The 13,102-nt window shown below is 35.1% G+C and carries 15 protein-coding genes and 3 pseudogenes; 14 read left to right on the top strand and 4 right to left on the bottom strand.

Going from position 1 to position 13,102, the window contains the following annotated elements; all coding sequences use genetic code 11:
- The first annotated feature begins 69 nt into the window (after positions 1 to 69).
- From MHH71_RS27755 to MHH71_RS27780, 6 genes are all read left to right on the top strand, one after another.
- Positions 70 to 1,026, top strand: a complete 957-nt coding sequence (locus tag MHH71_RS27755; RefSeq protein ID WP_078212031.1) for an N-acetylmuramoyl-L-alanine amidase — start codon at positions 70 to 72, stop codon at positions 1,024 to 1,026.
- 405 nt (positions 1,027 to 1,431) lie between these two features.
- Positions 1,432 to 1,755 carry a helix-turn-helix domain-containing protein gene (locus MHH71_RS27760; protein WP_033799527.1) on the top strand — a complete coding sequence of 108 codons (324 nt, stop codon included), beginning with the start codon at positions 1,432 to 1,434 and terminating at the stop codon, positions 1,753 to 1,755.
- 35 nt (positions 1,756 to 1,790) lie between these two features.
- Positions 1,791 to 2,627 (top strand): IS3 family transposase, encoded by an 837-nt coding sequence (locus MHH71_RS27765; protein WP_240517008.1) that lies wholly within the window; start codon positions 1,791 to 1,793, stop codon positions 2,625 to 2,627.
- Positions 2,628 to 2,900: 273 nt separating this feature from the next.
- On the top strand, positions 2,901 to 3,155 hold the full coding sequence (locus tag MHH71_RS27770; protein ID WP_006097576.1) for a hemolysin XhlA family protein: 255 nt from the start codon (positions 2,901 to 2,903) through the stop codon (positions 3,153 to 3,155).
- A gap of 3 nt (positions 3,156 to 3,158) precedes the next feature.
- Positions 3,159 to 3,365 carry a hypothetical protein gene (locus MHH71_RS27775; protein WP_006097577.1) on the top strand — a complete coding sequence of 69 codons (207 nt, stop codon included), beginning with the start codon at positions 3,159 to 3,161 and terminating at the stop codon, positions 3,363 to 3,365.
- Positions 3,366 to 3,400: 35 nt separating this feature from the next.
- A complete protein-coding gene (locus tag MHH71_RS27780) occupies positions 3,401 to 4,429 on the top strand; it encodes an N-acetylmuramoyl-L-alanine amidase (protein ID WP_371400323.1) in 1,029 nt (342 codons plus the stop codon).
- 171 nt (positions 4,430 to 4,600) lie between these two features.
- On the opposite strand, the pseudogene MHH71_RS27785 reads toward MHH71_RS27780, so the two are convergent.
- Together MHH71_RS27785 and MHH71_RS27790 are read right to left on the bottom strand one after the other, a co-directional pair.
- Positions 4,601 to 4,828 (bottom strand): annotated as a pseudogene (locus tag MHH71_RS27785) (recombinase family protein); the annotation flags it as partial.
- A gap of 61 nt (positions 4,829 to 4,889) precedes the next feature.
- A pseudogene (locus MHH71_RS27790) lies at positions 4,890 to 5,303 on the bottom strand (DDE-type integrase/transposase/recombinase); the annotation flags it as partial.
- A gap of 468 nt (positions 5,304 to 5,771) precedes the next feature.
- Between MHH71_RS27790 and MHH71_RS27795 the strand changes: the two are divergent.
- Entirely contained in the window at positions 5,772 to 5,960 is a 189-nt protein-coding gene (locus tag MHH71_RS27795) for a hypothetical protein (RefSeq protein ID WP_006097373.1), read from the top strand.
- 57 nt (positions 5,961 to 6,017) lie between these two features.
- Here the strand turns inward: MHH71_RS27795 and MHH71_RS27800 are convergent, their stop codons facing one another.
- Positions 6,018 to 6,224 (bottom strand): hypothetical protein, encoded by a 207-nt coding sequence (locus MHH71_RS27800; RefSeq protein WP_078212033.1) that lies wholly within the window; start codon positions 6,222 to 6,224, stop codon positions 6,018 to 6,020.
- A 341-nt stretch (positions 6,225 to 6,565) separates the two neighbouring features.
- Positions 6,566 to 7,036, bottom strand: a complete 471-nt coding sequence (locus MHH71_RS27805) for a hypothetical protein (RefSeq protein WP_006097372.1) — start codon at positions 7,034 to 7,036, stop codon at positions 6,566 to 6,568.
- A gap of 889 nt (positions 7,037 to 7,925) precedes the next feature.
- Between MHH71_RS27805 and MHH71_RS27810 the strand changes: the two genes are divergently transcribed.
- The 7 genes and pseudogenes from MHH71_RS27810 to MHH71_RS27840 form a co-directional block, all read left to right on the top strand.
- Positions 7,926 to 8,342 (top strand): MarR family winged helix-turn-helix transcriptional regulator, encoded by a 417-nt coding sequence (locus MHH71_RS27810; RefSeq protein ID WP_033799461.1) that lies wholly within the window; start codon positions 7,926 to 7,928, stop codon positions 8,340 to 8,342.
- Positions 8,343 to 8,443: 101 nt separating this feature from the next.
- Complete coding sequence (locus MHH71_RS27815) at positions 8,444 to 8,890, top strand: GNAT family N-acetyltransferase (RefSeq protein ID WP_006097370.1); 447 nt, start codon at positions 8,444 to 8,446, stop codon at positions 8,888 to 8,890.
- A 645-nt stretch (positions 8,891 to 9,535) separates the two neighbouring features.
- Positions 9,536 to 11,185 carry a group II intron reverse transcriptase/maturase gene (gene ltrA, locus MHH71_RS27820; RefSeq protein WP_006096946.1) on the top strand — a complete coding sequence of 550 codons (1,650 nt, stop codon included), beginning with the start codon at positions 9,536 to 9,538 and terminating at the stop codon, positions 11,183 to 11,185.
- A 208-nt stretch (positions 11,186 to 11,393) separates the two neighbouring features.
- The gene (locus MHH71_RS27825) at positions 11,394 to 11,726 is read left to right on the top strand and encodes a GH-E family nuclease (RefSeq protein WP_006097572.1); all 333 of its coding nucleotides are present in this window, start codon (positions 11,394 to 11,396) and stop codon (positions 11,724 to 11,726) included.
- Between the two features lie 19 nt (positions 11,727 to 11,745).
- Entirely contained in the window at positions 11,746 to 12,162 is a 417-nt protein-coding gene (locus MHH71_RS27830; protein ID WP_033799526.1) for a hypothetical protein, read from the top strand.
- An 11-nt stretch (positions 12,163 to 12,173) separates the two neighbouring features.
- Positions 12,174 to 12,596 (top strand): hypothetical protein, encoded by a 423-nt coding sequence (locus MHH71_RS27835; RefSeq protein ID WP_006097570.1) that lies wholly within the window; start codon positions 12,174 to 12,176, stop codon positions 12,594 to 12,596.
- 55 nt (positions 12,597 to 12,651) lie between these two features.
- Positions 12,652 to 12,916 (top strand): annotated as a pseudogene (locus MHH71_RS27840) (DUF600 domain-containing protein); the annotation flags it as partial.
- Positions 12,917 to 13,102: the final 186 nt, after the last annotated feature.

Here is a 13,102-nt window from a genome sequence, read left to right on the forward strand (position 1 = left end):
AGGTGTACTTAGTAACACAGTAGAAATTTCAGGTGAAAAAACAAGAGAATAAAACGGAGATGTTCAGTAATGGAAATTAGACAAAAATTAGTTAACTCAAGTAAATATGGTATAAAGTGTCCCTATGCAATGACACCGGAATTCATCACAGTGCATAATACGTACAATGATGCATCAGCTGAAAATGAAATATCTTATATGATTGGAAATAATAATTCAGTTTCATTCCATGTTGCAGTAGACGATAAAGAAGCAGTACAAGGTATTCCGTTCGATCGTAATGCTTGGCATGCTGGTGATGGTAACGGAAATGGGAATCGTAAATCTATCGGGGTTGAAATTTGCTACTCTTTAAGCGGTGGGGATAGATATTACAAAGCAGAAGATACTGCTGCAATTATTATAGCTCAGTTAATGGAACAATTTAACATCCCAATTAGTAATATACGTACTCATAAATCGTGGAGTGGAAAACATTGTCCACACCGTATGCTCGACGAAGGAAGATTGGACCATTTCATTGAGAAGGTAAATAACGCATTTAACAACGGTGGCAACACTGGAAATACAGATGTGGATACTCGAAAGAACGTTTCGTTACCTTCTGGATGGGAAACAAATAATATCGGTTCTATCACTGTCACACAGCCCCATTCAAAGGTATACTCAGCGCCTTGTGAAACATCAGAGCACGTTGGTGATGTTCCCAAAGGAAGTGGCCATGTATACTTAGATTGGCATTATGATGGTAGTCGTTTCTGGTATAAAATTGCAGAAAATAATTGGATCCGTGAAGACGTTTGTAAAATTAATAAAGACGGAAAAACAAAAGGGGTTGTTTGGATTTCTGGCACAAACATCAATCTTAGAAAAGGTGCTTCCACTGGAGATCCTATTATAAATAAAATTACAAAACAATCTGCTTACGATGTTCATTATCGTTATGAGAATTGGATTTATGTAACGGGTGAAGGTGTTGAAGGTTGGATGTATTTCGATGAGAGTTATACAAAGTGGCTTAGATAGTTTAAAAATCGGCTCTTATTGAATTGAACCCAAAAAGTTAGACAAAAAATTTAAGTAGCTTTTTGAGCATGGGTCCGATATTTTAAAGGGCTCATGCCTTTTAATTTTAGTTTAAAATGCTCCAAACTTTCGATGTTAGATAAGAATAAAAGATTAGAGTCGTTCGTTTGAGTGGATCTTTATTTTGGAATCAAGGCATGACCGGAAATGAAAAATGGCAGTGTTGTCCTATACACTAAGTTGTTTTCGTGCCTCGATTCGAGAATGAAAGGAGCGGTTCAGCGATTAGTTTGTTTAAAGACTTCTTGAACTACTCACCACTGATATTATCCCCTTAAGGTAGACAGTGTAAAAAGACTATGAATAAACATGGATGTTACACTTTTACTTGGAGGGGATTTTATTATGGTTAAAAAAGGGGATAAATTTCAAACTTATTCAGATGAATTAAAGATACAAGTTGTAAAAAGTTATTTAAATGGTGAAGGTAGCCAAACAGCTATAGCTAAGAAATATAAGCTGAAAAGTAGAACACAGTTAATGAATTGGGTCCGGAGATATCAAGAAACAGGCGATATTTCAGACTTGCGGGGAAACAACGGCGGCAATAACGGCTTAAAAAACCTCTTGAAAGGTCGTCCTCGTACGAAATTCGATAGTGTGGAAGAAGAATTGGAATACTACAAGGCGCAGGTGGCTTATTTAAAAAAGCAGTATCCAAATCTATAGGAGGTGTTCTTGCTCAAACGGCTAAGTACGAGATTATTGAAGAACTACGTTCTCGATACAAAGTAACCTGGCTGATCGTCATTGCGCAGTTAAATCGATCTAGCTACTATAAGTGGCGCTCAACATGTACGCAAAGACAATTACGCCTTTCAAAGGATCATACATTGCGTGAACAGATTCAAGCCATTCACATAAAACACAAGGAATACGGTTATCCTCGCATGAAAATTGCCTTACTAGAGGCTGGATTTTTAGTGAAGCACAAAAAAGTATGTAGACTTATGCGAGAACTTCAAATTCAGTCAATCATCCGTAAAAAGCGACGCTTTTTTAACGGGAAATCCTCAAAGGTTTTTCCGAATGTAGTAGAACAACAATTCCGAAACCGCAAACCAAATGAGGTACTTGTCACAGATATCACTTATTTGCCATTCAAAGATAAATTTCTCTATTTCTCGGTCGTTCAAGACATTTATAACAATGAAATCGTTGCTTGGAAACTCTCACATCGTAATGATTTACAACTTGTCCTAAAAACGTTAGATTTAACAGCACAAAAAAGAGATGTGTATGGAACCATCATCCACTCAGATCAAGGATTCCAATATACATCTCATGCTTATTACCGTACGCTTCAACAGCTAGGCGCCATCGGCAGCCACTCCCGCAAAGGAAACTGCCATGACAATGCTTGCATTGAATCATTCTTCTCTCATTTTAAATCTGAAATGTTTTATCTTAATTATTATCAAACAAAGGAAGAACTCATTCAAGCTATTGAAACATACATCTATCATTACAACTACAAACGATTCCAAAAAAGGCTTAACCATCGAGCTCCGATTGAATATCGAATCTCGATGGCTGCATAGTCTTTTTTTACAGCTGTCCACTTGACGGGGGTAAGACCAGAGTTCATCCACCAAGTGTTTAGACTTATAGCATAAAATACGATTTCACTAGGAATCTACTATTATCCGCGTTCTTCTTCATATATTTGCACCAGAACCTTTGAGAGGGTCTGTACGACAAACTAGTACTAAATAATTGAGTATATTTTATTGGGAGAATACCCACAAGAAACACTAACCGAACCTACAGAGCAGCAATAAGCTGGTCTTTTTTATTTTGAAAGGAGTGAAACGATGCAAGAAATTATCGAGTTAAAGCAAGAAATCCAACAAATTAGATCAGATCAAAAAGATATTAAGTCCGAACAAAAAGTAATGCAGCAGGATATTCGAAACTTAGAGTCACGTACTTTAGGCAACGAAAAAGACATCATAAACATTAATAAACAGTTAGATAAAATCAGCGCTAATACTACCTGGATTCTCCGGATTATCATTGGTGCGATTGTAACAGCACTTATTGGATTACTCTTGAAAGGAGGTGTTTAAAATATGCCACTTACAAAAGAAAATATTTTAAAACGTTTGCGCAACTGGAAAACATGGGTTGCGCTTTTTTCATGCTTTGGATTAATTTTATCAGTCTTTGGAATGATCGGATTCGAAGGCAACTTGGATAAGGTGGAAAAGGCTGTTTATTTATTTGGAATCGCTCTAGGTATTTGGACAGACCACGAAGAAAAAGGAGAAGATGCTTAATGAAAAAATCAATTAAACTAGCTTTCTCTGTATCTATGACTCTATTGCTCCTGTTAAGCTTTGCGACAGGGGCTTTTGCTGGTAGAACGCTTATTATCGATGATTTACCTAAAGTGCCATACCGTTATGGCGTAGGAGCTTACGAGGGCGTTGTGGCGCATAGTACAGCAACTCCAGAAGCACCGGCTATTAATATTCAAAAGTATGAGTCTCGTACATGGCGCAACGCATTCGTTCACTATGCAGTCGATTGGAACGAAATAATTCAGATTGCTAATACAAAATACATCGCATATGGTGCAGGACCTGGTGCAAATAAACGATTTGTACATGTAGAGTTATGTGAAACACGAGACTATGAAAAATTCAAACGTTCATACGATAAATACGTGAAATTGCTTGCAAAGATTTTGCGCGACCGTGGTATTAGCGTAGAAAAAGGACTATGGACGCATAACGACGTAATGTATCATCTTGGCGGTACAGATCACGAAGACCCACTAGACTATTTACGGAGTCACGGAGTATCAGAAGCTCAATTCCGTGCAGATGTGAAGCATGCATACAATAATGCTAATATTGAAGTTTCTGTTCCTGAGCAACCACCTAAACCAGAAGAAAAGCCTACTGCTGTAACTGATGGTTTAGCGTACATTCAAGGCTACAATGTGAACTTACGTAAAGGTCCTGATGCAAGCTATTCTGTTATTCGTCAGTTAAATAAACCAGAATCATATATTGTGTGGGCTGAAAAAGATGGATGGTTAAACCTTGGTGGAGAGCAATGGATTAAATACGATTCTTCTTATGTTAAATTCGATAAGAAAAGCACAGTGGATTCATCTATTGTAGGAAAACGTATTGTGTCCAAAGTAACCAACTTACGTTTCTATGATTCTCCATCTTGGCAGGATAAAGATGTTGCTGGTACTTTAGATGCAGGATTAGGATTTGCAATTGATGCAAAGGTAAGTGTAAATGGTTCTCCGCAGTATAAGGTACACAATAGCAAAGGTAAAACGTACTATATTACTGCAAACGAAGCTTTTCTATATGTGAAATAAGAGTTGCAAAAGAGCATCCATTTAAAGGATGCTCTTTTGTATAATATGTTCTTTACAGCTTGCTCATTGATTCTATTTAAATTGCTATACTCATCTACTAAAAATCTTGAAAGAAGTTGAGTCAATTAAGGATAACTATTCTATTGTATCAATATAGCCACTGACAGATTGTATGATACCTACCTTTTGTTCTAAATCTGGAATTGTGGTGTAAGGAACATAAAATATATATTCTCCTGAACGTTGTTCCATATTGTATTGTGATATGAGAAAGGATTCGATATTCTTTCGAACTTTCCCCTTTCCTTGTACAAATTTATTATTATTTTCCACACGTAACAACATACGAATAGTGGCCGTTTATTCTTTAGCTTGTTCGGTTTGCTTATTTTTTCGGGTTCTGGTGCAAATACTTAGGAAAGATATAAAGAGGCAAAAAGTTTCCTAGTGAAATCTAGTCTTAAGCAGCAATTCCAAATAGTTGATGGATGAACTTCACTTGATTTTGGACAGACTTGTCCAGTATAACAAGTTGCCCTTTTTTTACCATATGTATAGTTTCTATTCCAGAAATAATGGATGTAGCTGTGCGAAAGGATTTCAATCCTAACATCGAATGAACTTGCTTTTTAATAAACCGATGATCTTGTTCCACTATGTTATTGAGGTATTTCACTTGCCTTAGTTGGATGCCTAATGGCATCTTTTTTTCTTTTCTCAATTCTTCAACTGCTATAGGATAAGCTGGATTCTTATCGACTGTCACGACACGAGGCTCAGAAATATGAAAAGACTGCAAAATTTTCTTGAAGAATCGCTTTGCAGCCTTGTGGTTTCTTGCTTTGCCTAGGTAAAAATCGATGGTGTTTATTTTCACTAGGTTGATAGGTATGTGGCGAGACTCCTATATGTAAAATTGCATAAGAAAACCAGGTAACATAATGGTATTATCTTGTTATAGATCTGCTCTATATTTTTTCATTAATCATGTTGAAACCCTACAGAAAAACAATTGGTGAACTAAAGAACTGAAGGAAGGCACTCATTGAGTGTCTTTTCTTTATAAAAAAATTCCCACACATTGTGCAGGGAAAGGAGCAAACTGTTCAGTTGGATGAACATCTTCATAATACCTCATCCATCCCCCACTGGCAAAATAATAAAAAAGCATTATATTCTTAATAAAATCGAATTATCAAAGTCAAAAAAAAAACAAATTTCAACTTAAAAAAGCAATTGTTTTATTGAAAGTTTGTGTAGACTAAATTATATTTTTAAGCTAGCTCTAAATGAAATCACTCTTATTCTTTGAATATAGAATGTTGTGGAATAATTTGGAGGTGTGTATTTATCTAATCGTTTTAATCGATATGCCGAGCCTTTGATTAATAATGCATTAGAAGAAGCTGGTTGTACAAGTATCACTAAAACTAAAGAACCATTTCCTGAAGGACAGATATTAGCTGAAGTAAAAAAGAAACCACGAGACTTAATTATTCATGGAGTAACGTGGGAGATAGTTGAACCTTAAAGTAGCGAATCCGCTGCTTTTTTATTTTGCATAGAAAAAGGAGCAATTATAGGCTCCTTAATTTGATTCAGAAGTTGTGTAGTTTTTCTTGATGATATCTTTCATGTTGATGATTAAGGATATAAGGAATGTAGCAGCTAGAATACCGTTTACCCAGTAATATGTATTCCCTGATGTGAACTTATTGTAGAAGGAATTGCCATTATAAAACACCAGAAGCGCTGAAAAGATAGTAGATGTTATTAACGCACCAAAACTTTTCATGTTATTCACCTCGATTCAAAATGTTATAAATTTCAATATAATTATACATTTTAATAGATGGATTTACAAAAGGATTAAAATATATGGTTCTGGTGCAAAAATATGAAGAATAACACGGAGAATAGTAAACTCCTAATAGAATCGTATTTTATGCTATAAGGCCTCACCATACATATCCATCAACTTAAGAAAAATAAATGCCCTCAAAACGAAAAAATGAGCTGACTTCTCAGAGTAACTATCTGCAGAGAAAGAAAATTTTCATTTAGGGGATACTTCAAAATCTCAGATTGATAGGTATATGGCATTTCTGTTAAGTCAATTACAGGAACCAAAAGTAATTACTTATTTTTCATTTTCACTAAAATTTTTGATATTGCTATCCATAAATTTATAAACATTAAAGTTCCGAAAATATCAGCAACAACTACATAATGTCCTATAAATAGGTTTTCAAAGTGAAATAATGGAGTGTTATAAATGGCTATTAATAAAGATATAATCATCGAAAACAGAAAAAATTTTTTCTTAGTTATCATATAACTGCAAAACAAGAACGTATAATAAGCCCAAAATTGTGCAGCATACCAGGCATGAGATAGCCGAATACCTGCTTTTGTATGCAGAGTTGTTAAAACCAGTACGAATAATACAAGTAATGCAATTAATGGAGCAAATTTAACGAATTGTAAAAGGTTTAAATAGCGCTTGTTTGAACTTGGATGGTTTACTCCATACTTAAATACCCACTTCGTTATATAATGAATAAAAAATATAAAACCCACATTAATAATTAACATAAAAAACATCATTATTATTCCTTCTTTTCCAATGTATTAATCAACTAAAAAGTTAATTGATAGTTTATTTAAACTTATCTTTATTAAACTCTTTTTTTTGTAATTTTCAAGTTTGTTTAAGTGGAATGGTCATTTTTTCCGAGTATTTGGGGGAGTGACCATTGTCATCAACCTAAGAAAACAGGTTACCGCAAAAATGATAAATAAGCTTTTTCGTTACAAGAAAGCCTAAAAATTTCGTTCTGGGGGTATAATAAAACCTTAGCTTGATAGCGATGGGGTACCGCCAGCATTTTGGAAAAAAACCACGCTAAGAGCATGCAAGATTTTATACAAAAAATAGGGAGACATAGGGAACCATCGGGCAGCCAAAAGGCGCACTAGAATAGGAATGTATAAAAAGATGTATAGAATCATAGAAAAAGACAAAGGCGGATTCCTTGTGAGAGTCGGGATCCTCCTTGTCCTTGCTATCGATAATGGGGCGTTATGTTAACTAGATTTGTATATCATATAAGGGTTGTTTAATTTGGTTATTTTTGTTATTATATCGTATATAGCGATATAATAGGAGGGAAGAGAAAGGCTCAATTATAAAAAAATGTTGATTTATCTTTATTTAATAAAATAATTGTTAGCATATCTATTTTGTATGTTTTTTAGGCTTAGTAACGATTTATATATCGTTTAATACGATATATTTAGGAGGATACTAATTATGAAAGAGAATAAGAAGAAGGACTCAGAGATAAAAAAAGATTTTTGGTACTACTTGAATGAGATTGTTAGATCTCTCATTATAACCAAATAAACAAGGATTGATATGTCTATTTTATTTGCTTTAATAGTATCCGTTTTGTTATTATATCGTATATAACGATACAAAAGAGAGGGTAATAACATGGATGTTAAGCAAATTAATGACTCATTAACAGATATTTATTTTTACTTGCACTATAAACACGAAGAAACGTTAACCCACCAAAATGTTCGGTGTATGCAAACGGTTAAGAAGCAAAAAGAAGTAACGATAAAAGATTTATCAGAAGTGCTTGATGTTACCCATCATACAGCTTCTGAGCATATTAAGAGACTTATTAAAAAAGGAATTTTACAAAAAGAACGTTCTGCTCATGACAAGAGAATTGTTTATGTAAAACTTACTCCTTATGGTGAAGAAGTCTTGAAACGAAATACAGAATTAGATGAAGAAAAGTTACAAGCGATTTTAGAACGACTTACATCGGAGGAACAACAGAAAATTATAGATGCTTTTTCTTTATTAAGAGAAGAAGTAAAACATGTATATTCCAGTTGAAGAAATTATTTTTACATTATAACGGATTGTAGTAATACGCCCGTTAGCAGGAAAAAAATATATTGTTAACCAATTTTATATCATATAAGGATGATGAAAAGATGAAATTCCGTAAAGCAACTATTAATGAAATTGATAAATTGATTTATTTAAGAAAGAAACAATTAGTGGACGAAGGAATCGAACCTAATCAAAATATTGATACGGAACTAAAAGAGTTCTTTACCAATAAAATGAATGATGGCTCTTTAATTGAATGGATAGTAGAAGATAATGAAGAAATGATTGCAACGGGTGCTATTATCTTTTATGAATTCCCACCTACTTACACTAATAAGAGTGGCAAAAAGGCTTATATTACTAATATGTATACAAAAGAAAATTATCGTGGGAAAGGAATTGCCACTAAGTTGTTAACTAAACTAGTTGCTGAAGCTAAAACAGCAGGTATTACAAAAATATGGCTTGGGGCTTCAAAGTTAGGTAGGCCGGTATATAAAAGGTTTGGTTTTAAAGAGACTGATGAATGGCTAGAATTAAATCTTTAATAATAGTTATATAAAGAATTTACTTCCGGTAACGATAATTATGGTGCGACAAGAAGTTGCATTCCCACAGTGTAGCTTACGCTACCCCTCTAGACGCAAAGAAGGTCTCCATCCGAAACTGTATTTCTGGTAACGGGAATGTAGGTTGCATGAGGAAATGCGGAAACAGAGGACAAATGCATGGTCCGGAACACTGCTAGGAGAAGATAGGTATGGTAAACGAGAGTGAAGGTTTGTAAGCTTCGTAAACGTTAGCTCAAGATAATGCATGGCTTTGCTTGGGTATTGGCAAGAGGAAAAGTAGGGTCATAATACTACTGTGCTGCGTCCCGCATCTTGCTCGGAGTAAAGAACCTGCCTAACCCTATCGCATCTGTGGAATGTGGAACTTGGTAAGCCCTATGTTATCTGTATAAACAGTAGAGAGATCGAAAGGTCAAACGATGTAACAGAGGGTATGGGATATGGGAGAAAGCAAATGCCGTTATACCGAAAGGTAACAGGAAAGCAAAAATGTATAACTGAACGGATACTGTCGTCCTTTTGAACACATTATGACAGACTTGAAAGAGGGCCCACTTCCCATAGGTCTTCAACACATAAATACATTTGTGGTTAACTTTTGATGAAAAGGAGCGTGCAGTTATGAACACCTCAGAACGAGCGTCGGCGCACGCTTCATATACAAATTGGAATTCAGTAGATTGGCATACAGTCCAAAAGTATGTGATGAAGCTACGACAAAGAATTTATCGTGCCGAACAACAAAAGAAACTTAGAAGAGTCAGGAAACTTCAACGATTACTCCTACGGAGTGAAGCTAACTTACTGTTGTCCATTAGAAAAGTAACACAACAGAATAACGGAAAGCGTACCTCTGGAGTAGACGGTTATACAGCACTTCATTCTGGAAAAAGAAACGAATTATACCGACAGCTAAAGAGGCTCAGTATATTTCAACATCTTCCCAAGCCAGCGAAACGAACCTATATCGCTAAAAAAAACGGAAAACTGAGACCTCTCGGTATTCCAACTATCAAAGACAGAGTCTATCAAAATATGGTGAAAACGGCGCTAGAACCGCAATGGGAAGCACGATTTGACCCCGCCTCATACGGGTTCCGACCGAAGCGGAGTACACACGATGCCATTAGTAATATCTTTAATAAGATTAACACAAACAGTAAGAAAAAGTGGATATTTGAAGGTGATTTTAAAGGATGCTTTGACCATCTAAGTCATCATTGGATACGAAAACAAACTTACAGTTTTCCAGGAAAAACACTGATTCAGCGATGGTTGGAGGCTGGATATATAGATCAACATTCTTTCTCTGAAACAAAGGAAGGAACTCCGCAAGGAGGAATTATATCCCCGCTTCTAGCTAACATTGCATTACACGGAATGGAGGAGGAACTTGGCGTTATATATCGAAAGACATATAAATCCAATGAAAGCTACGCAATTCATCCTAAATGCAAAATAGCGATTGTTCGATACGCGGATGATTTCGTTGTCTTAACAGAAACGAAACAACAGGCTCAATCCATATATGAAAAGATACAACCGTACTTGAATAAAAGAGGACTTGAGCTGAGTATTGAAAAAACAAAGGTGACTCACATTGAAGAGGGATTTGATTTCCTAGGTTTTTCCGTACGTCAGTACAAAACGTGGAAAGGGAATAAATTACTGATTAAACCCAGCAAAGATAGCGTTAAGAAGGCAAAGGAAAAGATAAGGAATACGTTCCGCATCATGAGAGGACAGCCTATTGGGGAACTCATTAAAGTGTTAAACCCAATTATTAGAGGGTATGGACAATATTGGAGACATGTCGTATCTCAAAAGACATATGATAAAATCGGTCATTATATTTTCGAGAAAATATGTAAACATCTTATCCGATTGCACCCTAAGAAATCATGGAAATGGATAAAGAAGACTTACTTCAAAAAGCCTCATCACGGAGGCAAGGAATCTTGGACTCCGACCTGTCCTCTAACAAATATCCAGCTCTTACAAATGCCTTGGTTTAAAATTAAACGGCATGTGATGGTCTTATATAAGAACAGTCCCGATGACCCTACTCTTAAAGAATACTGGGAAAAGCGAGACCGTAAGGTCTTTGATGGAACAAATACCTTAGATAGAATTAAACTGGCGAAAAAACAAGGGTATCGTTGTGCGTTATGCAGACAACCACTACAAAATGGAGAAAAGGTTATTATACGTGATTTACCAATACACTCAAATAAGGTTACAAAGCTAGTACATGTACCTTGCATCAAGTAAGAAGTTGTTTGGATAAAAAGAAGGCTTGAGCCGTATGACGGGAAAGCTGTCACGTACGGTTCTTAGGAGAGTTAGGGGCAGTGATGCCCCTCGCTTATCCGACTAAATGAGCTTTCCATATGGAAAGCTTATTGTATTTTTTGCTTAGCGTGTTTTTTTTCCAAAATGCTGGCGGTACCCCATGCCCATCAACTTAAGAAGGGAAATAATGGGGAATACGCCTGGAAAAGGCTCCAAAACGGGTAGAGAAGTAATAGAAAGAATGGAAAATGAAATTCCACCAAAAATCCGTACAACACGTGATGGTGAAATAGAATTTATGGCAAGTGATAATAAATGGTATCCTATAGATCAAGCAGATATGGCTCATTTAACTGATGCAGTTTCATGGTGGAACAGTACAGGTAGATATTATGGAGCGAAGTCCCCAGAGGTTAGAGAATGGATGTTAGACTCCAATAATTATGTATTAGATCATTATAGTTTAAATCGATCCGCAGGTGCAAAGTTAAATGAAACCTACTTGCCACCAAATAAATAATTATTGGGAGGAATTTATATTGGAACTCAACGATCAAGTGTATGACCGAATTGTAAAATTATGTAACGAGGGAAATGCTTTTGTTGAAAAAGGAAAAGATGATAAAGCAATAGAGAGCTATATAGCTGCTCTGGATTTGGTTCCGTTACCGAAGAACAATTGGGAAACAAGTACATGGATTTATACAGCATTAAGAGATACTTATTTTTTAAATTGTGAGTATGAGAAAGCAAAAAGCAATTTTTATAATGCATTAAACTGTCCGGATGGTATTTCAAATCCATTTATTTTACTGAGACTTGGAGAGAGTTTATTCGAGTGTGGGGAGCTTGATAAAGCTAAGGAGTATCTGTTAAGAGCTTACATTTTAGAAGGCTATAAACTCTTTTTTAATGAGGATGATAAGTATTTTGAATTGATAAAGGATATGATTTGAGGAGGATAAATATGGCTATTTTACAATCACCTATAAAAGAAGAATTCGAAAGTCTTTTGGAAAAAAGCAATGAACAATTTAATAATGGTAACTATAATGATTCTATTGTGTTATTAGAAGAGGCATGGGATATAATACCTAATCCTAAAGGTATTTATTGTGAAGAGAGTTACCATTTAGTTAAGGATATTATCTCCACTTGTTTTATGGTAAATGATTTAAAAAAAGCAAAGGAGTGGGCAGATAAAATATTTTTAACTGGATTTGCACGTATAGATTCCGGTGATAAGGAATTTATTGCAGGAAAAGTTGCTTTTGAATTAGGTGATTTAGAAACCGCAAAAGAATTTTTTAGCATTGCCAATAAAAAATCAGAAGGTAGATGTTTTGGGAATCCGAAGAATACTAAGTATCTTAAATTTTTAAAAAGTTAAAGGTTTAGCTGCGTAAAAGGAATTTGAAGATAGATTTAGTGAATTGCAAGCAGATATGATATCCATATGTATGGAATCTATGGAGGATAGAGCCGATAAAGTATATGTTGATACTTCAAGGGAAGAAGGTGTAATATCTAGCAGTTTCTTTTATTTGATCAACAATAAGTATTTAGAATCTCATAAGGTGAAATGATGCGTTGGAGGATGGGGAGAAAAGATATGATGTGTCTACCTAAAGAGGGTTTATAGTATTAAGTATTTATCAGAGTGGAAGCATCAAAGTTGAATACAAGTATGATTTAGTATACACAAATGATGGGGGGATAATATCCTTACAACTGATAGTTGCGTATAACTATATATACATTTTTGATGTATATATCTTTCTGTAAGAATGCTATATTCTTCTCTATTTACATATACTTATATTTTAACTAACTTATTATGATGAATGTGACTTTACCTATAAAATTGCCGCTAAAAGAAGCATATCTTTGCCGGGG

Source organism: Bacillus sp. FSL H8-0534, assembly GCF_038005885.1.
In the GTDB taxonomy this organism is placed as follows: domain Bacteria; phylum Bacillota; class Bacilli; order Bacillales; family Bacillaceae_G; genus Bacillus_A; species Bacillus_A pseudomycoides.

Coding starts and splice junctions, on each gene's coding strand:
- MHH71_RS27755 (WP_078212031.1), top strand. CDS start 70: ATGGAAATTAGACAAAAATTAGTTAACTCAAGTAAATATGGTATAAAG.
- MHH71_RS27760 (WP_033799527.1), top strand. CDS start 1,432: ATGGTTAAAAAAGGGGATAAATTTCAAACTTATTCAGATGAATTAAAG.
- MHH71_RS27770 (WP_006097576.1), top strand. CDS start 2,901: ATGCAAGAAATTATCGAGTTAAAGCAAGAAATCCAACAAATTAGATCA.
- MHH71_RS27775 (WP_006097577.1), top strand. CDS start 3,159: ATGCCACTTACAAAAGAAAATATTTTAAAACGTTTGCGCAACTGGAAA.
- MHH71_RS27780 (WP_371400323.1), top strand. CDS start 3,401: ATGACTCTATTGCTCCTGTTAAGCTTTGCGACAGGGGCTTTTGCTGGT.
- MHH71_RS27800 (WP_078212033.1), bottom strand. CDS start 6,224: ATGAAAAGTTTTGGTGCGTTAATAACATCTACTATCTTTTCAGCGCTT.
- MHH71_RS27805 (WP_006097372.1), bottom strand. CDS start 7,036: ATGATGTTTTTTATGTTAATTATTAATGTGGGTTTTATATTTTTTATT.
- MHH71_RS27810 (WP_033799461.1), top strand. CDS start 7,926: ATGGATGTTAAGCAAATTAATGACTCATTAACAGATATTTATTTTTAC.
- MHH71_RS27815 (WP_006097370.1), top strand. CDS start 8,444: ATGAAATTCCGTAAAGCAACTATTAATGAAATTGATAAATTGATTTAT.
- ltrA (WP_006096946.1), top strand. CDS start 9,536: ATGAACACCTCAGAACGAGCGTCGGCGCACGCTTCATATACAAATTGG.
- MHH71_RS27825 (WP_006097572.1), top strand. CDS start 11,394: ATGGGGAATACGCCTGGAAAAGGCTCCAAAACGGGTAGAGAAGTAATA.
- MHH71_RS27835 (WP_006097570.1), top strand. CDS start 12,174: ATGGCTATTTTACAATCACCTATAAAAGAAGAATTCGAAAGTCTTTTG.